Annotated in this window: 12 protein-coding genes; 6 read left to right on the forward strand and 6 right to left on the reverse strand. The window is 44.6% G+C overall.

What is annotated here, in order from left to right; genetic code table 11:
* Nucleotides 1-16 precede the first annotated feature (16 nt).
* The 5 genes from HQ865_RS15330 to HQ865_RS15350 all read left to right on the forward strand — a co-directional run bounded on the left by HQ865_RS15330 (nt 17) and on the right by HQ865_RS15350 (nt 6,163).
* Nucleotides 17-3,613, forward strand: coding sequence for a DUF6443 domain-containing protein (locus HQ865_RS15330; protein ID WP_173415735.1), 3,597 nt, complete (start codon nt 17-19; stop codon nt 3,611-3,613).
* A gap of 1 nt (nt 3,614) precedes the next feature.
* A complete protein-coding gene (locus HQ865_RS15335) occupies nt 3,615-4,334 on the forward strand; it encodes a hypothetical protein (protein ID WP_173415736.1) in 720 nt (239 codons plus the stop codon).
* A 495-nt stretch (nt 4,335-4,829) separates the two neighbouring features.
* Complete coding sequence (locus tag HQ865_RS15340; RefSeq protein WP_173415737.1) at nt 4,830-5,153, forward strand: ArsR/SmtB family transcription factor; 324 nt, start codon at nt 4,830-4,832, stop codon at nt 5,151-5,153.
* Nucleotides 5,154-5,192: 39 nt separating this feature from the next.
* Complete coding sequence (locus HQ865_RS15345; RefSeq protein WP_173415738.1) at nt 5,193-5,684, forward strand: SRPBCC family protein; 492 nt, start codon at nt 5,193-5,195, stop codon at nt 5,682-5,684.
* Nucleotides 5,685-5,728: 44 nt separating this feature from the next.
* Nucleotides 5,729-6,163: a VOC family protein gene (locus tag HQ865_RS15350; RefSeq protein ID WP_173415739.1), complete on the forward strand. Its 435-nt coding sequence runs from the start codon at nt 5,729-5,731 to the stop codon at nt 6,161-6,163.
* Between the two features lie 179 nt (nt 6,164-6,342).
* On the opposite strand, the gene HQ865_RS15355 is transcribed toward HQ865_RS15350, so the two are convergent.
* From HQ865_RS15355 to HQ865_RS15380, 6 genes are all read right to left on the reverse strand, one after another.
* Entirely contained in the window at nt 6,343-7,899 is a 1,557-nt protein-coding gene (locus HQ865_RS15355; RefSeq protein WP_237073479.1) for a sulfatase family protein, read from the reverse strand.
* Nucleotides 7,900-7,936: 37 nt separating this feature from the next.
* On the reverse strand, nt 7,937-10,177 hold the full coding sequence (locus HQ865_RS15360; RefSeq protein ID WP_237073480.1) for a glycosyl hydrolase family 95 catalytic domain-containing protein: 2,241 nt from the start codon (nt 10,175-10,177) through the stop codon (nt 7,937-7,939).
* Between the two features lie 27 nt (nt 10,178-10,204).
* Complete coding sequence (locus tag HQ865_RS15365; RefSeq protein WP_173415740.1) at nt 10,205-11,713, reverse strand: M60 family metallopeptidase; 1,509 nt, start codon at nt 11,711-11,713, stop codon at nt 10,205-10,207.
* A 31-nt stretch (nt 11,714-11,744) separates the two neighbouring features.
* Entirely contained in the window at nt 11,745-12,953 is a 1,209-nt protein-coding gene (locus HQ865_RS15370; protein WP_173415741.1) for a glycoside hydrolase family 27 protein, read from the reverse strand.
* A gap of 14 nt (nt 12,954-12,967) precedes the next feature.
* The gene (locus HQ865_RS15375) at nt 12,968-16,126 is read right to left on the reverse strand and encodes a glycoside hydrolase family 2 TIM barrel-domain containing protein (protein WP_173415742.1); all 3,159 of its coding nucleotides are present in this window, start codon (nt 16,124-16,126) and stop codon (nt 12,968-12,970) included.
* A gap of 61 nt (nt 16,127-16,187) precedes the next feature.
* A complete protein-coding gene (locus HQ865_RS15380; protein ID WP_173415743.1) occupies nt 16,188-20,024 on the reverse strand; it encodes a TIM-barrel domain-containing protein in 3,837 nt (1,278 codons plus the stop codon).
* Between the two features lie 338 nt (nt 20,025-20,362).
* Here HQ865_RS15380 and HQ865_RS15385 point away from each other — a divergent pair, with 338 nt between their 5' ends.
* Nucleotides 20,363-21,373, forward strand: a complete 1,011-nt coding sequence (locus HQ865_RS15385) for a LacI family DNA-binding transcriptional regulator (RefSeq protein WP_173415744.1) — start codon at nt 20,363-20,365, stop codon at nt 21,371-21,373.
* The last annotated feature ends 7 nt before the right edge of the window (nt 21,374-21,380 follow it).

Genomic DNA, 21,380 nt, shown 5'->3' on the forward strand with positions numbered 1-21,380 from the left:
AAACCTGATGAAAGCAATGAAAAAACATTTAAAACCTTTAATCCTGTTGGTGCTTGCGTTAACAGGTATATATGGCGCTGCAAATGCCCAAAGCAACACGCGCAATTATATAATGACGCGTGTGCCGCGCACCCCCATAAAAACCAATGGCCGGCTGGATACGCTAACCAGTAATAAAGATTCGGTACAAAGCACTATACAGTATATTGATGCCCTTGGCAGGCCGGTGCAAACTGTACAAATGTTTGGCAGCCCTACCGGCAAAGATGTGGTGCAAGGCCAAATGTATGATGAGTTTGGCCGCGAGATGATCAAATACCAGCCCTATACCCTAACACCAACCGCGGCGGGCCAATACCAGCCCCTGGCCGTTTTTGGTACTGGCACCTATAGCGGCAGCCAGCAGTATAACTTTTACCAGCAAAGCGGGCAGGGTTATGTAAATACCCCGGTGGCCTTTGCTGCCAGCATTACCGAACTGTCATCTGTAGGCAGGCTAACCGAACAGGGGGCGCCGGGCACAGCCTGGCAGTTGGGTGGCGGCCATACCGTGCGTATGGATTATGCTAACAATAATACCAAGCCGCTTAGCGATACCGCCAACACCCGCCGCGTGGCGCGCTATACCGCCGTTGCCAACAGCAATGGCAGCCGCACACTTAGCCGCGACAGTAGTTTTACTGCCGTATATGCAGCCAACCAGTTAAGCGTAACCATTACCAAAGACGAGAACTGGGTAAACGGCCGCGCTGGCACGGTTGAAGAATATAAGGATAAAGACGGCCGTGTGGTATTAAAGCGTACCTACAACTACAAAAGTGGTGCGCTTGAAACCTTGAGCACCTATTATGTGTACGATGATAAAGGGATGCTGGCCTATGTGCTGCCGCCCGGTGCCAACCCTGATGCTACCGGCAGTATTAGCAGTACCACGCTTACCAATTTTTGTTATCAGTACCGATATGACGACCGTGGCCGCATGACCGAAAAACGTATCCCAGGTAAAGGTTGGGACTTTACGGTATATAACATTATAGACCAGGCGGTAGCCACCCAGGACAGCATGCAGCGCGTAGCCAACAAATGGATATTTACCAAGTATGACGCTTTGGGCCGCGCGGTGCTGACCGGTATATGGGATAACAGCAATACTGCCATTAGCAGGACAAGCCTGCAAACTACGCTAAGCGGCCTGACCACCAACCTTTGGGAAGGCCCGCAAAACAGCGGCAGCGGTTACACCACAGTTGCATGGCCCACCAGTTATACTACGCTGCTATCGGCCAATTATTACGATACCTATAGTAATATCCCAGGCCTGCCATCGGGCTATACAGCGCCCGGTAACGCGGTATTGAGCATGGCTAAAGGACAAGTAACCGCCACTAAAACTGCTGTGCTGAACAACCCGACAGATATGCTGTGGAGCGTACATTATTACGATGATGAGGGTAAAGCCATAAAAGTGTACCAACAGCATTACCTGGCGGGGGTGCAAAGCAATTATAATTACGATGAGGTAAGCACAACGTACGATTTTAATGATGAGGTAACAGCCACCACCCGTAATCATTACATAAAAAACAGCGGCAATACTGATAAAGTATTAGGCGTAAGCGTAGGGAATACTTTTGCTTACGACCATACCGGCCGTAAATTGCGTACTTACGAGCAAATAAACAGTGGCACCAATACCATACTAAGCCAAAATGTTTATAACGAACTAAGCCAGCTTTACCAAAAAAACCTGGGTGGTATTAACGACCCGGGTAGCGGCAGCACACCGTCCACACTAACATTAGGCAGCGGCGATGCGGTAACCAGCGGGAGCGTAACCAAAACAGCTTCGGGAAGTATTACGCTTAGCCCGGGCTTTTATGTAAGTAGTGGGGCTACATTTAGGGCATATATATCGGGTTACCTGCAAACCATTACCTATAACTATAACGAGCGGGGCTGGCTGCGTACGACAGGGAGCAGTGGCAATTTGTTTAATATGGAACTACAGTACGAAACGCCCACAAGCGGCAAGCAGTACAACGGTAACATAGCTCAGATGGATTACAATACCACTAAAGAGACCAACCCGGGCAACAGGACGTTTGCCTACAGTTACGACAAGTTGAACCGCCTGACCAACGCTGCCTTTACCGGTGGCCTAACAGCCGACGGCCTGGGCGAAACCATAGCTTATGACCAGATGGGTAATATTACATCGTTAACCCGTGCTGCCCAAAGCTATGGTGCTTTAGGCTATAGCTACAGTGGCAACCAGTTAACCGGAGTAACCGGCACAGGCTTTACTACCCGTAGCTATGCTTATGATGGCAATGGCAACGCCACCAGCGATGGCGGCAGTAAGAACATTGCTTATAATTTATTAAACCTGCCACAAACCGTAACCCAAAGCAGTACCACACTGGCTACTTACACTTACGATGCGGGGGGCCAAAAACTGCGTAACACCGGAAGTGACGGTACCTGGGATTATGTAAACGGCATTGTTTACAAAAATAACGCGATTAGTTTTATACAAACCGAAGAAGGCCGTGCCGAGCGCAAAACAGACGGCAGCTATAATTACGAGTATAACCTGAAAGACCATTTAGGTAACACCCGTATTAGTTTGGATAGCTATGGCGGCGTAGCCCGTGTATTGCAGGAAGACGAATACTACAGCTTTGGCCTGCGGAAAACCTACGGCGGTTATGATTTTTCTAACAATAACCGTTATCTTTATAATGGCAAGGAGATACAAACCGATTTAGCTAATCAGTACGATTACGGGGCGCGCTTTTATGATCCGGTGATTGGGAGGTGGACGAGTGTGGATCCGCTGGCGGAGTTAGGCAGAAGGTGGTCAACCTACACTTATGGATTTAATAATCCAATTAGTGTAATTGACCCAGACGGCATGTGGGGAGACTACTATAACTCAGATGGATCCTATTACGGTAGCGATGGGAAAAATGACAACAAAGCATACGTGGCTGATGGTGTCACCAAAAATAATAAAGGGATTGTAACTTCAGCCAATAATGCTAAGGAGTTATCGTTAAGCCATGACAAGTTTGCGATATCTTCCAATGTGGTTAAACATGAATCTTCAGGAGATGCGTCAGAAAGTTTATGGATAGCTAATGCTGCTAACAATGCTAAAGACAATAATGCTATAGATTATAAGAGACAGAACTCAACTTTATATGATCAACTCACCGATCAAAACTATTCAACTACTCCAGCTTCAGCGCGTAAGGCTTTAGATGATAATGACAAGAGTAGTGATGCGAAGAATGCAAGAGCAGCTGTTATTAGCGTTTTATCTGGTAAAGCTGATCCTACTGGTGGAGCTGTACTTTGGGACGGCACCGACTTCTTGCAAAAAGGGGAACATCAGGCTAAATTTAAACAGTATAGTTGCATTGATATAGGAGCCTCTGATTTACAGAAATATGTTAACGCAAATAAGAAAACCAGTCCAGAGGCAACCTTTAAAACAGCCATTGATGGTAGAACATCCTATGAGGGATCTGGTAAGGGTAAAAACTACTCACTATACTCTACAGGCGTTCAAGGAAAATCAATATTCTGGAATATAGGAAAGAAGAAATAATATGATAGCTCACAGAAACCTCTATTTAATTGTAACAACAGTCATTGCAGCGACGATGACCATTGTAGTATCATCATCCTTTAGAACTAATCGATTTCCCATCAAGGTTTCTTCCGATACAATCTATCCCATGATTAAGGGTAACTTTGTTAAAAGACTAACAGTGGGTAAAGGTTGCGATCAGTTCAATGGCTTTTATCGAAGACTTGGGATTACAATAGCCAATTATTATACGATTAAGGATTCGCTAACTATAGATTTAAATAAGGATGGTATAAAAGACGAGTTATTGATACTATCACCTACTTCTTTGGATGACACGAAGTCAGATTGCACCTTTAAAATTGACAAAGAACCACATAGACTGTTGGTAGAGGTCATAAATATAAAGGGAACTTCAAAGGTACGTGAAGTTTACCCCAATGTAGTATCTAATATAGGTGGGGTGTTGTCTCATTACGATGGCATCTTTAAAACTATGAAAGGGTTCAAAATTGTCCATGAAGCTGGCGAAAGATACTCTTGGCATTATACCACAGAGTTTGAATTCTTGAAAGGTGAAACTGTGCTAACAAAGATTCAAAAGACCTGTTCATTTAATGGCAAACATAAAACTGTAGAATACAAGTATCCTTATAAGGCAATAAAAAGTATTAATATCCCAGATACTTTAAATAAACAATGTAACTGTGATACGTATTGGTCTAAACTTGATAAATAAAAGAAAATGGGTCATGTATCAAAATAGTTAGTAGTTATTTAGCTGTTTGAAAATCAACGCTATCGCTTTGATGGCATATTTAAATTTCTTAAAAGCGGGTAATACTAAGGTATCATCCGTTCAAGCCCAACCAAGTGTTGGGCTTTTTTATTTGGAATAGGCTTTCTTAGCTTTGTAATCTCTTAACAGGGCATCTATAACAGAATACAGTTGTTTCCTGTCTTCATCCGTTATGGTTGATATTTCTACAACACGATTAAGTAAGTCGTTATCAATTTTAAGTTCCGATAGATCCTATCAAGTAATCATGATAGGATTGGTCATTATTATCAGGATCCCTCCATACACTTTTTTAATTATCAGCTATTAATAAACAACCGATACATAATTAACCCGCCATTATTATAGCCTTAAAAAAAAATGTAAATAAATTTGCGCAACTCAAAAGTTGCATATATATTTGCAACCTGAGAGTTGCTAATTAATTATCAAAGAATGAAACAAGATATATTCCAGGCCATAGCCGACCCGACACGCAGGGCAATTTTAACGCTGCTTGCCATCCAGGCGCTGACACCAAACGTAATGGCCGAAAAATTTGACATGACCCGGCAGGCGGTATCAAAACATATTAAGGTGCTTCATGAATGCGACCTGGTTAAAGCCGAGCAAAGCGGCCGGGAAATTTATTATCACTTTAACGCGAAAAAAATGCAGGAATTTGACCACTGGTTAGCCCAATTCAGGCAGAGTTGGGAAACACAATTCAATCAACTCGATCAACTATTATCGACCATTAAAGAACAGGGCACGGAATAGTATTAATACCAATAATTATTAACCAAACATCTATAAACAATGAACAACGATTTGCTATTTGATTTTAATGTTGACAAAACAGCCAAAATGGTTTACATCACCAGGGAGTTTAACGCCGGGCAATCTTTAGTATGGGATGCCTTTACCAAAGCCGACCTACTGGACCAATGGGGAGCACCCGCCCCTATGCGCGCCAAAACTAAATATATGGATTTTAAAGTAGGTGGCAGGCGCTTTTACGCGATGATAAGCCCCGACGGGCAGGAGCGCTGGGCGGTGCAGGAGTATACATCCATTACCCCAAAAACTAATTTTAAAATGTACAACGCGTTTTCGGACAAAGACGAAAACCGCGAACTGCCTGGCTCTGAATGGGATTACAATTTCAGCGAGCAAAACGGCATTACCAAAGTGGATATTACCATTTATAACGAATCGTTTGAGCGGTTGGAAAAACTATTAGAGGGCTTCAAGATTGGCTTCACCATGACCTTGAAGAACCTGGAGGAGTTGTTGGCTACCTTATCATAGAAAATACTAACACAAAAATTTACAAACACTTTTAAATAAAAATTATGAGAGCAATTCACCCATGGATCAACTTCAACGGCAATGCCGAAGAAGCTTTTACCTTTTACAAATCAGTTTTTGGCGGCGAGTTCACAAAAGTCATCCGTTTTAAAGACCTGGCAAGTGCCGACTTCCAGGTTCCGGAAAACGAAGCCAACAAAATAATGCACATCGCCCTGCCTATCGGCAAGCACACCATGCTAATGGCCAATGATGTGCCTGAATTTATGGGCAGGGTAAACGAAAACGAAAACCGATCTAAAATAGTGGTCAGTGCCGAAAGCAAGGAAGAGGCTGATCAGGTATTTAATGGCTTATCGGCAGGTGGGGACATTGAAGGCCCTATTGGCGAGGGACCCTGGGGTACTTATGCAGGTATGTTCAGGGACAAGTATGGCATTGAATGGATAGTGGAATTTGACCCAAATTACAACGGGTAAACTTAATTGAAGAAGAAGCGGGCACTTACATATTGCCTTGCCATACTATCAATAAAAACGCTACTTGATAACAGGAGTGGCGTTTTTATTGATAGCATGGCAGCAATGTCAAATTTGTTTACCGCATAGATAGTACACGGTGCATGCCGTACATTTGGGAAGGCGAAGCTCCCGTTTCATTACCTTAATTTCGCCTGCAACAGCTGATCTAATTCCCTAACCTTTTCAGGGTATTTCCGCGCAAGGTTGTTTCTTTCGGCCGGGTCGGTTTTTAAATTAAATAGTTGGGGGTCTCTGCTGTTCCCTGTTTCAATATTTACCAGCTTATCTAATGCCGGACCATTACCGGGGGGAATATATTTCCAATCGCCTTTTACAATAGCGAGTTTGTCTTTGGTGTTACCTTCTATCAGTAATGCCCGCCCGCTCTTGTTTCTTCCCAGCAGCGCGTCCAAATGATTCTCACTATCGACAGCTTCATTACGCGGAACGGCCTGATCAAACATCGCGGCGAACGATGCCAGCAGATCTACCTGGCTAAACATCGCATCGGAAACACCTGATTTTAACTTCCCGGGCCAACTCACAATAAAAGGCAACCTGGTCCCGCCTTCCAATAAGCTATACTTGCCTCCGCGAAGTCCGCCTAACTGCTCTCCGTGGTAACTTTCGGAAGCGCCGTCAAGATAACCATCATTCAGCACCGGTCCGTTATCGCTGCTTATAATAATTAGTGTATTTTGTTCTAACTTATTTTCCCTTAGGTATTTAACAATTTGTCCAACGGCCCAGTCAAGTTGCAGTATGGCATCACCACGATACCCAAGGCCACTTTTACCCTTAAACTGCGTGGCCGGCATACGCGGAACATGGGGTTCGATTGCATTATAACATAATAAAAAAGGTTGCTTTTTATGCGATTTGATCACCTCGCCAGCCTTATCTACAAAAGTGTAAGTAAGTTCTTCGTCAACCCAGCGCGCTTTGTATCCACCCGACATAAAACCGATCCTGCCGATACCGTTAACAATTGTATTGTTATGGCCCTGATTAGGATCGGCTTTTACTTTCAAAAGCTCGGGGTTTTCTTTCCCTGTCGGATCATTGCCAACCTTTTTGCGATAATTTACCAGTATCCTGTCGTTAGTATCGGAAGCGATCACGTAATGGTTCTCCAAAAAAACGGTCGGCACGCGGTCAGCCGTCGCGGGGAAGATAAATGAGTAGTCGAAGCCAACCTCGTTGGGGCCTGGCTTTATTTCGCCATTCCAATTTTTGTTAACGCTATCACCTAAGCCAAGATGCCATTTGCCAACCAACGCGGTATAATATCCTGCTTTTTTAAACACTTTAGGCAAGGTGATATGGTTGGCGGGAATGATGAGTTTTGCGTCGCCGGGTAATATGCCGGTACCGGTTTGGCGCCATGGGTAAATACCCGTCATGAGTGCAAACCGGGAAGGAGTGCATGTTGGCGAAGTTGAATGGGCATTTGTAAACCTGATCCCACTCTTAGCTACAGCGTCAATATTAGGTGTCTTTATTATTTTCGATCCGTAGCAACTTAGATCTCCATAACCCAGATCATCGGCGTAAATAATAACAACGTTAGGCTTTTGCTGGCTAAATACAGAAAGGGCATTTAAGAAAAGAACACCTGCTATAAAACCCAGCTTTGGGAATTTAAAGCCAAATACCGCTGAACCTGCTTTTCTCATAATTTCAAGTTTATTCATTAAGTCTACCCGAGGTAAAAACGCTATGGGCATTCGCCTACCCTTTGGCAACAAAAACTAATTTTTGCCTGGCTTTGGTGTTAACGCTAACTATATTGTTTTGTGGTTTAAGTTTTTTACCAGCCAGTGTAAAAGCCCCTTTTGGCAATTTGATATTTAGCCTCCCCCCCTTCTCTGCCACAACCCGTACATACATCGCTTTACCATTTTTATAGGTTGCGCTCACTAAAAACGCGCCTTCCGCGCGGAGATTCTTGAAAGAACAATTACTCCAGTTGCCGGGTATCGATGGAAATACCTCAATGTATCCGCCCCGACTTTGTAGCAGTAACTCATTCACGCCCTGCGCAAAAGCAAAGTTCCCTTCTAAAGTAAAAGGCCGATAAGTGAACCCGGAGTACTGTCCACCTTTTTGATCGCCGTTTAGATGGAAACTGTTTGCAGAGCAGAAATTTGAAGCGAAGATCTGCAACTGTTTGATCGCCTTATCGGCTTCATAAGCCCTTGCATATAAACAGGCCATCCAACTGAAGGAATATCCGCACCATCCCTTTGTCCCCTTTGCTTCCAATTGTTTAAAGGAGTTAATTATCCGGATTTTATCTTCAGGTCTGTTCACGTCGAGCAGGGCCAAAGGGTAAATGGCCATATAGGGCGACATATGTCGGTGCGATGAGGTTAAGTTTTGCCCCGGCGCGACGGCAAATCCCGTTTCATTGGTTTCAAAATCAGGCAGTTGCGACAAGATGGTTAGCCAATGTTCCTGCCCGGCTTTGTCGCCTTTAACCTGGCTTACCTCGGCAGCTGCTTTGAACAGGAACTTGGCTAAACCCAAGTCAAAATTGCTCCACTCTTTAAACCAGGCAGTAATAGCGTTGTCATTATATTCGGGACTGGAGCTTAGCGGCAACTTGCGTACACCATTTTGCAAAAAGGTGATCCCTTCTAAAAACTTAGCGGATTGGGTAATATATGGATAGGCCTGTTCTTTAAAAAATTGCGGATCCATGGAATACTTCCATTGCCAGTAAAAATGCTGCGCGCACCAGGCGCCTACCGTTGGCGATTGCGAATACTGGATCCAGCCGCCCATGGGGTAACCACTCAGGGTAACCACACCGGGTATATTAATGCCATCAACACCAAAGTAGGCTTTTGTGTATTTTTCGCTCTCCCCTTTTACCTTCCAAAGCCAGTCGGTAAACGTTTTCCCCTCGGCCAGGTGGTTTGATGTATAGGTTGGCCAATAGCTTAACTGCGTGTTCAGATCGTTGTGGAAATCGCCTTTCCACGGGGGCAAACTCGCGTTATCAGCCGTCCAAACAGCTTGTAAGGTAATAGCGGGCGCGCCTTTCCGGGCTACCGACCCTAATTTATACTGTTCAAGATAATACTGCCGCTGCACCAATTCATCGGGAATAGAAATAGAAGATTTGTTCCAAAATTCAGCCCACCATTTAACGTGGCTGTCCCAACCGGTTGGTTCCTTTGCCTTTTCCGATATAGCCGGAATATCTGCCGGGGCATCCTTGGTAACCGTCCACAAGCCGATCAGTTTGTTTCCCATCTTTGTCCAGCGGATCAGTATTTCGTAAAAATGGCCATCGTAAACCGGTTGCCGGTAGCGGATGGTATTGGCGGTTTTGATAACCTCCCCTTTGGCATAACCTAATTTCTGCAGGCCCTGGCCCGCGTGGGTATTATCATTGGTTGCCTTTTCGTTCCCAGCATAGTTATGTACGATCAGTTCGGGTAAAACATCCGTGTCCTTCAAGTTTTCGAAACCAAAAAAGCCCTGGTTTTTTGTAGCATGGATATAACAGTTAAACACCACGCCACTTTCAAACTTCACGGTATTTAAGGCCGTTTTTATGTCTAATACGTTCGAGATTACCTTACCTAAACGGCTAATATTAAACTCGATGGCGCCTGCAGGCAATTTGGTTGGATAGGGCTTGGTATCATAAGGTGCATCTAAAGTTTGCTGCACAATGCCATACTCCTTTTTATCAACCTGCTGCTGCACCCACTTAAAATTGTAACGGTTCAGATCGGGCATGGCCTGACGTTCGTCCCAAAGGTCGGCCCTGTCTAACGATAAACGCAGCTTATCACCTTTACCCCAGATCAGCGCGCCCAACATGCCGTTACCCAGGGGCATCGCCTCATCCCACCTGCCGGCCAACTGGTTAAAACGCAGGTTGTACGCGGACAGGTGCTGCCCGAAACCAATTTGATAAACAAAGCTAAAAAGCAGAATGGCGATTATCTTTTTCAAGTGAACAATGATCTTATCGAAACAAATTTAGTTTTGCGGCGGGAAATTGTAAGGCATCCACCCTTCGTAAACGGATAACTCTTTTTGTGTACGCTCGCTAACCGGGATACCCCATTTGATGAAGAATGGCGCCAGGTTTCTTTTAATGACCTTTGAGAAAGTAGCTACGAACAGATCGGGCTTTTGGCTCTCTGGCGTCCGGATATCCTCTGTCGCGAATTTTTGGTACTCTCTAAAAAAGGCTTTAAAACTTTCCCAGCCAAACGATTCGTGGATCTGCCTGAACATGATGAGACCTAAGAACGGATCCTTTTTCCATTTCTCGTAATCGGCGCCCTCTGCAAAGTACTTCTTCATCGATTTTTGGGTATTCTCTGATGAGATGGCCGAATGCGCGTCATCCCGTCCGCCCAATAACCTGTCGAACATATACAGGGAAAAGAAGTTATTGCTTACCTCCGTCGATCCGCCAAAAACCCAATCCAGGTTTTGCATATTATGGCCCAGTTCATGAAAAAAGCCCCAGTTTGCGCCCCCCTTGCTGGGTTTCATCAATACGGCCGGATTCGCGGCCACATCGATACTTGAAGTACTGCTGCTCGGGCTATGATAGGTCATAAATGGATAACCGCTATGCATAGCCCCTGCGCTGATCTGCGCATCAACTACCATCCTTTGCGCCCGGTAAAATGGCATTTTTATCTGCGCAAGGTCCATCTCGCCACCAACTATCAGATCCCATAGTTTCATTACTTCGGCCGGGTGATCTACCTGTTGCAGGTCTTCGTTAGCAAGGGTGATGATCATATTTGCCGAAGCCAGTTCGCCCCATGGCGCTTTATTATTTAATAATTGCGCTTTCCATTCCTCGTCGGTGGTTTTGCCTAAAACAAATAGTGGCGCGGCAACAGCATGGCTAATGGCGACATCGCCCTCCCAACTTGCTTCCCTTGGCGGATAGGTGATGTAAATTAAACCGCCAAATGGCGACGCGACCCTATTTTTACCTTTTGACAACTCCTGTACTTTAGTAATGATGGGCATCCTGCTCCATGGCCGCTCATTTGCATCCCTGCTATTCAGGCGATCGGAATGCGCGCCGATCTGTACTTTTAAATACCGGGTATCGATACCGGCAGGGACATCGATCTCAACATATTCGCCCGGAACGGCATACAAACCTGTGCTGTACAAAATATTGGCCCAGTTACCCGAATAACGCATACGGCTAACAATGGGCACCAGGCTATCCACTATCTTTTGGTGTTTGATATTAATGGTGCGTTTGGTGAATTGGAAGCCCTCTTTTACGGCGCCCGGAAAATAGGCCGCCGATGGATGAGCGCTTACTTTTTTATAATCTTTAATGGCTAAATTGGTTTCGCACCACTGAGTGATCTGCCTTTTGAAAGCGGTATCTTTTGCCGCTAATTTGTTTTTCGGGCCGATAATTACCGTCGCCGGGTTCTTTTCGGCCTCCTGCGCGAAAGTGGTTAAGGATAGCGCTACTAATGCAATGGTTATCAGTTTTTTCATTGGTGTTTTTGATAGGTATGTGATTGATGTTTTATACTTTTTTTAACCGGAATACCTTTGTTTCATGTGAGGTGATATCGCCGGTCCATTTATTAGCTTTACCGGTAACCTTATGCTGCCACAAGTCCTTAATTTCATATTTATCCGGCAGGCCCAGATCGGCAAAATTTATTTTCGTGGCTTGTGTGATGCCGGATTTATTCAGGACGGCTATCGCAAAATCGCCATTCGCCAGTGGGCGTACAAAGACATCCCACACATCAGTTTTAATTTTTCTTTCGGCCTGTTTACCCAGGGCATCCTGGTTTAGGGCAATAACTTCTGTATTGGTGAATATGGTTTTAGCATCTTCATCCATTTTGCGGATATCGCAGCTGGCATAAAGCGGCGAATTAAGTATACAATACAAGCTCATCTGGCTGCGGTATTCAGCCTGGCTACACCCTTTACCATTGAAAGCGGATGACGGCCCTTTTAAGCCATGCAAACCAACCACCAGCATATCCCCGTCATTCCATCTGCCCGGGCCAGAGAATTTTGCCAGTCCCGCCATTTTATCCACTACGTTATAAATTCCTACACCGCCTTTCCCTTCGGTATCCATCCATTTATCCCTGATATCATAAGTTGTCCGCCAGCTTTGTCCGCCAACTTCGCTCCCCCAGTTCCAGGGCTCGCGGGGTCCCCATTCGCATATCCCAAAAACAATATCCCGGCCCGATTTGCGCAGCGCCGAAGCCATTTTACCGTATCGTTGTTTTGCCGTGGCTACATCTTCGGGCGCGTTGCAATAATCATATTTTAAATAATCGATACCCCATTTGGCAAATGTCCGGGCGTCCTGTTCTTCAAAATTTAAGCTTGCCGTATATTGCCCGCAGGTTAAAGGGGCCGCATCCGAATAGATGCCCAATTTTATCCCCTTGCTGTGCACATAATCGGCCAGTGCCTTTATACCCGATGGAAATTTTTTAGCATCGGGTATGATATTGTTTTTATTATCCCGGCCGCCCTGCCATCCATCATCAATAAATATGTAATTGAAACCCGCCTTTACCATCCCGCTGTTAACCATGGCGTCGGCAATTTCTTTTACGCCGGTTTCGTTCACATTCACTTCCATTAAATTCCAGCTCATCCAGCCCATTGGTGGTGTGGGCGCTAGTTTCACTTCCTGTGCAAAGGCCGTTATGCCGGTAACGAGCAAAGTGGCAAACAGGTTTAATTTTAGATATTTCATCCTGGTACCCGTGTTTATTTAACTGGCCTGATATAATAGCTATAACTATAATCCTTAAATGGAATTTGATACTGGATCAGTGGCATCGAACCCCAGCTATCTATCCCCTGCACGCCTAATTGCTGCAGATCCATGTGTACAAAGATCTGATTGCGTTTTACCAGTTCACCGGAGTGGTATTGCTTTTTGGTGGCTTCGGGATCCAGATCTTCAACCGCATAAGGCAATGCGCTGAAACTTAATAACTGATCGGTAAACTCAAAGCGCAGGCCTTTGCCTGCTTTGTTAGTGAACGCTACCCAGCGTACATCCGTTTTATTTCCGCTCTCCTGCGGGCGGGCGTAAGCGAAATACTGCGCATCAACAGTAGAGATGTAATTACCGATCAACGAGGCTGTTTTCCTGTCGGCATAGTTTTCTCCCGGGCCGCGGCCATACCATTGAATGTTGCTGTAGTTTTTATCCAGTTGCAGATCGTTACCGATACGCATCAGGCTTTTATAGTTGCCGCTAAGGGCTTTAAACTGGTTTTCTACCTTGATGGTACCATCTGCCAGTATGGTATAAGTTTGTATGGTTTTCTCCTCGCCCTTTAATAAACTGGCGGTTACGGTAAGCTGAACTGTATTCGGTGTGGAAGAAACTGTTGTCTGGATGTTGTTGGCCGCATCATCATATACATTACGCCACATCCTTAATTTGGTGTTTAAACCTGCGCCAATATCGTTATCGGTCGGTGCGCGGTAAAAACCGGGCTTCGGTCCCGAAACTAACAGTTCCTGTCCTTTTGAAATATAGCTGATGAGGGTTCCCTTTGCCAGGTCGAAGGTCGCGGTAAAGTCGGTTCCTTTTATAATAGCCTTTCCATCCGTTTGGGTCAGGTTCAATGCCTTTTTAACTTCGGCATAATTACTCCCTTTGGGCACCCCGGCTAAAGCAATTTGCTCGTAAGCAATGTCATAGCCTTTCTCTAAAAATGGTTCAGGCGTTTTTAAGCGATAGTATACGTTTAAGAAATACTCCTTACCATCGGTATAATTTGTTTTAAAAGGCAGTGTAATTGTTTTTGTTGTGCGCGGCGCGATATCCAGATCGGGTACTACGCCGCTTTGAATAACTTTTCCATTTTCCACTACTTCCCAGTTCAATTGCATATTGCTGATATCCCTAAAGAAATAGCTGTTATTTACGTTGACCTGGTTGGCGCCGTTAAATGTGGTTTTAATGTATTGCTGAACTTTTTTTAGCTCTACAGCCATCGGCGTCATCCTGCGGTAGGCGGTAACCACACCTTTTACACAGAAGTTATTATCGCTGAAATTATCATCTACCGGGCCACTCAAAGGAAAATCGCCACCGTAAGCCATAATGCGCTTACCGTTTTTAACGGTATCTATCGATTGGTCTATCCATTCCCAAACAAAACCACCTTGCAATTTGGGGTTGTTCTCAATGGCATCCCAATATTCTTTAAAGTTACCTAAGCTGTTGCCCATAATATGCGCATATTCGCTCATGATAAACGGACGAGTGCTTTTAGAAACAGAATACCGGGGCAGGTAGTTGGGAGATGGATATTGCGGAACGATCATATCGGTATTGAAATCGTTTTCCGCCCGCTCATACTGTACCGGGCGACTGTCGGTTTTCTTCAACCACTCGTAAGCTTCGTAAAAGTTTACGCCGTTGCCTGCTTCGTTCCCTAAGCTCCAGGTAACTACGGCTGGGTGGTTTTTATCGCGTTCATACATCCGCTGCACACGCGCCAAATGCGGGGCCTGCCATGCTTTATCGTTAGCAAAGGTGGTTTCTAAACTATAATAACGGCCGTGGCTTTCGATATTTGCCTCGTCTATCACATACAAACCATATTCGTCGCAAAGCTGCATCCAGTAAGGATCGGGCGGATAGTGCGAGTGGCGAACGGCATTGATGTTCAGTTTTTTCATCATCTCCATATCCTTTTCCATATCGGCATGGGTTAAGGTATGCCCCTGGGTGGCATTATGCTCGTGCCGGTTTACCCCTTTCAGGAAAACGCGTTTTCCGTTCACCAAAAAATCGCTCCCTTTTATCTCAATCGACCGGAAACCGATGCGCTGCGGAACAACTTCGAGCACTTTTTCATTCTTATCCTTCAGTGTGATATAAAGTGTATACAGATAGGGTATTTCCGCGCTCCAGTTTTTTACGTTATCTATCTGCGCGTTAAATGATATATTTTGATGATAATTGCCCAAAACCGTAGCCAGTTTTCCATCCTCTTTCCATACGCTGTTGTTTTTGGCATCAACCAAATCAAGCGATACATAAAAGCTATCAGGTTTACTATGGTTGGTTCGTTGATCTATACGGTAGTTATCAACTTTTATATCTGCGGTCAGCAAACCTTTGGTATAAGTTTGATCTAATGTTGCCGTGGTTTTAAAATCGCCTATGTTTAACTTAGGTGTCGAATACAGGTAAACCTCACGCTCGATACCCGAAATGCGCCACATATCCTGGCATTCCAGGTAACTGCCGTCGCTCCAGCGGTAAACCTGCAAAGCGATCAGGTTTTCTCCCGGTTTAACATATTTGGTAATATCAAACTCGGCGGCCAGCTTACTGTCTTCGCTGTAACCTACCTTTTTACCATTCACCCAAATAAAAAATGCCGATTTTACAGCACCCAGACTTATAAAAACCTGGCGCCCGTTCCAGTTCTCGGGAATGGTGATCTTTTTCCGGTACGAGCCTACCGGGTCATTATCCGCAGGGATATCAAATGGCGGGGTCATGCGCGCGCCGGTTAACTGCCGGCCGGCAAACTCGTAGGGCTGGTTTACGTAGATTGGGGTGCCGTAACCGTTGGTTTCCCAATTGGCAGGCACCTTAAAATTATCCCATTTGCTATCATCGAAATTGGTTTGGAAAAAATCCATTGGCCGTTTGCGCGGGTCTTTTACCCAGTTAAATTTCCATTGGCCGTTAAGCGAAATAAAATAAGCCGAATTTTCTTTGGCGCGTTTTTCGGCCAAAGCCCTGTTTTCAAACGCGTAAGCGCTGGCCCGCATGGGTAGCCGGTTCACTTCTACAATGCTGGGAGTTTGCAGTTCGGTAGGTAAATCCTGCGCCTTTGCAAACAGGGTAAATAATACTAAAACAATTAAACTATAGTTTATTTTCTTCATATCGTTTTTATGGTTTGGCCAATTGGCGTTAACCTCAGTTTCTTATTTAATTTGTTGGCGATTAAAACTTAACCGTATTCAGAGCTTTATCAACCAATAAACCGTCTACCGGCTTCAGGTTGAATGTTACATTACGTTTTGCCTTTAGTTTGATAATGAACAGATCGGCATCTCCATTTACTGTTTCCTTATTACCAACATTTACAAAAGTTGGATACAGGGATTTGATACCATTGCTATGTAAGCGATCGTAGGTCAGGTTATCCATTTGTTTTACAGCAAGTGCTTGCACACCAACAAATTCAAAATCCTGCGTATTGTAAGGCAAGCCAAAACTAATGGCGTTTACATTAGATAAACCGGCACCTTTTACCGTTATTTCAACAATATCACCATTTTTGAAGGTAGTACCCGGTGTTATCAAACTGATACTACCCGACAATTGGCCCGCTTTGCCAATTTTTGCTCCACCATCCAATTGCGTAGCCACTACCGAAATATCATAAGCATCTATCAAATTATTCCGGTTTATATCGCCATTACTGATATAGCCGTCAAAATCACCGTCGCCTTTACGCAAACCGGTATAGTTGCGGTACGATGTAAGGTCATTATCATCAATTACCTTATCGTTATTGATATCCCCCGGGATATAACTCGCTGTTCCCGGTACCTTGAACACGTATAACTCCCTTCCCGAGCCAAAGCCGCCAACGCCTTCGCTTACCGAGATTTTAATAAAGCTGGCAGATGGGCGGCCCTTAAATTCGAATGTTTTAACACTATTGTTCCTTGCCCACTCAAAGTTTCCGGCCGGTACCCAGTTAGACTTATCGCTGCTATAGTAAATAGTGCCCTTCAGTAAAACGCCATTACCGGCATCTGTACGGGGCAGGTATTGAATTTTCTCTAACTGGTTTACGCTTCTAAGATCCATTACCACATCAAACGGAACCGAGTTTTGGCCCCATTTAGTGTGCCAGCCATTATCCTCATCAAAATCAAACAGTTTATTGATGCCCGATCCGCTTTGGTTTTCGGCAGTGGTGGTTGCTTTAATGCCTTTTATGGCAAATTGCAGCGGGTTGGCCGTGGTTTTAGCATTGATATTTACCCAGGCAGAGTATCCGCTTTTGTTTGCGGCCCTTAGTTTAAACCCATAATCGGTTTCCGGCGTTAAAGCATCAAAAAGAAAGGCGGTATCCCTGATGGTACTGTACAGCATGCCCTTAAATTCGATCTCGTAAAAATCGGCATGGGGCACTTTTTGCCAGCTTGGCTGCAGGGTAAAGGCGTTCCTGTTCTTCTCTGTAACCCGGGCTAATGCAGGGGCGGTTAAGGCTCCGGTAGAAATACGGATCCGATCACCAGGTTCAAAATAAAAACCTTTAACACGCAGGATCACTTCATTTAAGGTAATATCGGTAGTACCGAGTTTCACCAATAGCTGCGGGTTTTTAGTGATGACTACTTTCTCAAAGCCGCTTCCTTTAGTAGCAAATTTATTGAGGTTAGGCGCCGTATCATAATAATAGGCGTTTTGTAATTGCGCAAACTCCTGTGCCGATTTAGCGGCTTTTAATACCACACGTTTGCCGCCAACTTCTGCTTCAATCGCAACAGCTGGCCTGGTAACGTTTATTACAAACGAGGTCGCCTTATTTTTCACAAAGCCATCGAAATTACCTTTGGTGGTTTCGATAGAAATCAGGGCATCATGACCAGTTACAGCAGATGTGATCAGGGTAGATGCCCCAGTGCCTGATTTGTAGGCTTCCGTTTTGCCGTCATCGTCGTAAGCTGTAAAACTGCTTTTACCTGCGGGATAAAATTCATACGTACGTAAGGCCGTGTTTATCTCCGAAACGTTATTGTTAGGGTTTGCCATAGGGATGATGGCCCCGCTTTTTACAAAAACCGGGAGCTTCCATATCGGCGCGTTAAAACTGTTGATGATGCGGTCGCCGTCATATACTTCGCCCGAGAAATAGTCGATCCACTTCCCTTTTGGCAGGTAAATGTTGTTGCGGATATCATTCCCTTTTTCATCGGGCTTTGTGGACTGATAAATGGGGGCCACCAAAAAGCTTGGTCCGAAAAGGTACTGATATTGAGTTGCTGATCCTTGTGTATACGCGTTGGGGGCTGCTAAAAACATAGCCCTGATGATGGGCAGGCCATTCACTGCTTCTTTAGCGATACTATACTGGTAAGGCAGCAAAGCCGATTTCAGTTTCAGATAGGTACGGTTGATAGAAGCTACCGGTTCGCCCTGCGCATGCGGATATTTCTGGCTTGAACCCCAGCCATCCATATTAAGTTGCATTGGCGTAAAGGTTTTCCACTGAAAATCGCGGGTATTGATGGTTTCGTTTTTGCCGCCGAAAATACCATCCATATCAGAAGTAATATTGGGCTGACCCGATAAACCGGCGCCGATATAGGTAGGGATATGAAAGCGGATATATTCCCAGTTGCCCCCGGTCTGGTCGCCCGACCAAACTGTGGCATAACGTTGTGTACCTGCCCAGCCATCTAACGAAATAATGAACGGCCTTGCATTATCGCCATAAGCAGGAATGATCTGACCGACATCGGCAACACCATTCAAGCCGAAGGAATAACCCGCCCCAACCCAGGCCACATCGGTTTTTAAAACGCGTACACCGGCATCCTTCACTTCTTTTATAATATCCCGTTGCAGCAAGGCACTAACCGTGGGTTTTGGATGCAGGTCGGATTGTGTCCATAAACCAATTTGCACACCGTTTTTATGGGCGTAATCGCCAAAGCTTTTCAGATTGGCAATATTGCCGTCCAAGGCTTCAGTTTGGCCGTAACCAGCCCCATACCCATCGTTGGGCAATATCCAGCCCAGGGGCATATCATTTCTTTTATAACGATCTATCACCGCACGGGCCGAAAACTGGTAGTTATTCTTTTCGCCATTCAACGATTCTTTGATGCCGCCATTATCTTTCTGGCTTTCTTTATATTTTTTCCCGTCCTCGAATAAGATCCCGGTGGTGTCCGTCTTCCAGTAATCACGGTTAAAAGCGTTCAGGTGCCCTTCGTAAAAACCAAATTTGGGTAGCAAGACCGGGTTTCCGGTTAGCTGGTAAAAATCACTCAGCAAAGCCGCGGCGCCCTGATCTACCATAAAGAAAGCATCCAGGTAATCGGTTTCGTGGGTTAAACTTACCGTGCCTTTGTTTGCAGCGCCAAAATCGTAACGACCTTTTTTAAAGGTATAAAACATTACACCATAGCCTTTAGTACTCCAATAAAACGGGGTAGGCGACGCTACGCCCCCATCCGTCCAGCTATTTTGGTTTTCGATAGCTATCGACCGGCCTTTATGCGAAAAATGGCCATTCTGCACGCCGCCGCCATAAAAGTACTCGTCGGGTTGCTCCTTTAAGGTTAAGGTTACCTTACTCCTCGTTATGGTAATAGGAGCTGTTTCTTCAGCTACGATAGCCTGATGTTTTTGATCGGCTATTTTTAGTAAGCCTGATTTTTTATCTATTAAAACGGTGATAGCCGCGGTAGAAATATTGATTTGCCCATTTTCGTCTTTAACCGAAATTTTCGACACCGGCTTACGGGGGTTATTAACCAAAATTTGCGCAGCCGGCTTCGCTTCCGGGTCGCGCATTTTACCGCCGCTGTTATCCTGGAATAAACGGAAGATATTTTCTCCGTAAAAATCCAGGGTCAGTTGCTGATTATCCGCAAGCGATATTTCTACAACGGTCGCGCCAGCTTTTTTTGCGCTGATCACTTTAGTCCCCTGTGATTTTTCCTGCGCTAATAATGGTAAAGTTGATTGCGCATAAAAAAAAGCCACAAAACAAAAAATTGCCTTTATGATGTTATCACCCGAAAAAAATTTCATTACTCTAATTTGGTTTATAATAGCCAAAATAGGCATGTAAACGCTTTTATCCCAAGGGTAATGCAGCGCAAACGTTTGTTTTGAAAAAAACATCGATAGCTCAATCATAAAATTTAAGGCGCAGTGATCTGTTTATAGCATAATTTTCAGGCAGGAAGTAAGTTTATTTCAGGTTTGTAACTGATTTTATAGCGCCTAAGACCGGATATTGTAACCATAATCAACCTACGAGGATATTTATCGCCGGAATCATTGTATTTTACTTTACGCAAACGTTTGATATTTTTATGAAATAAATTTTATCTTTAAAATCTGATAAACCATAGGGGGAAAACTTAATGACAAAACCAGCGACAATTACAGAAATTGCGAAGAAGTTAAATGTCTCTCCTTCTACCGTGTCCCGTGCTTTGCACGATCATCCGAGTATTGGCCAGGCAACCCGCGAGAAAATAAAACAAACTGCCAAAGAACTAAATTACGAGCCTAATGAAAGGGCTATCCTTTTTCAGAAAGGTAAAACTTATACCATCGGAGTGATCTTGCCCGAACTGGCGGAAGCTTTTTTTTCGACAGCGATAAGTACAATTGAGGATGTGGCCTATAAAAAGAACTATACCATTTTACTGGCACAAAGTCACGACGACCAGGAGCGTGAAAAACTACTGGTTGAGAAAATGAAAAACCACCGGGTTGACGGGTTGATCATCTCGGTTGCCAAAACCACCTCTAATTTTGATCACTTTGAACTATTAAAACGCTACAATATCCCGGTAGTGTTTTTTGACAGGATCCCACCCTTAAAAAACATCCACTATGTGGCCTGCAATATCGAAACAGGCAGTACTTCGGTAGTTGATTACCTGCTGAAAAGGGGGCACAGGACCATCGGACTTATTAACGGGCCTAATTCTTTAATTGCCAGCGGGCAACGGAAAGATGGATACATTAAAGCCCTGCAAAAAAACAGGTTGAAGTTTGATCCAACACTTATCGCCAATTGCGACCTGTCGGAAGCAGGCACAAAAACAGCTTTGGAAACACTGATAGCCAACAACAGGAAACCCACAGCTATTGTCACTTTTAACGATTACGTATCGGTATTTGCCATTAAACACGCTAAAAACCTGGGCCTGATAAAAGCCAATGGATTAGAGTTTGTAAGTTATGCCAATACCCCGATGATCAGTTTTATGGAAAACAGGCCAGTGGCTTCCATCGAACAGTTCCCTAAAATACAGGCACAGCGGGCAATAGATGTTTTATTTGACCTGTTGCAGAACGAACAAACCGAAGAACCGTTTTTTTATAAAATAGTTATCGAATCTGAACTGGTAGAAAATAATTAAGCTTATA

This window comes from Mucilaginibacter mali (genome assembly GCF_013283875.1).
In the GTDB taxonomy this organism is placed as follows: domain Bacteria; phylum Bacteroidota; class Bacteroidia; order Sphingobacteriales; family Sphingobacteriaceae; genus Mucilaginibacter; species Mucilaginibacter mali.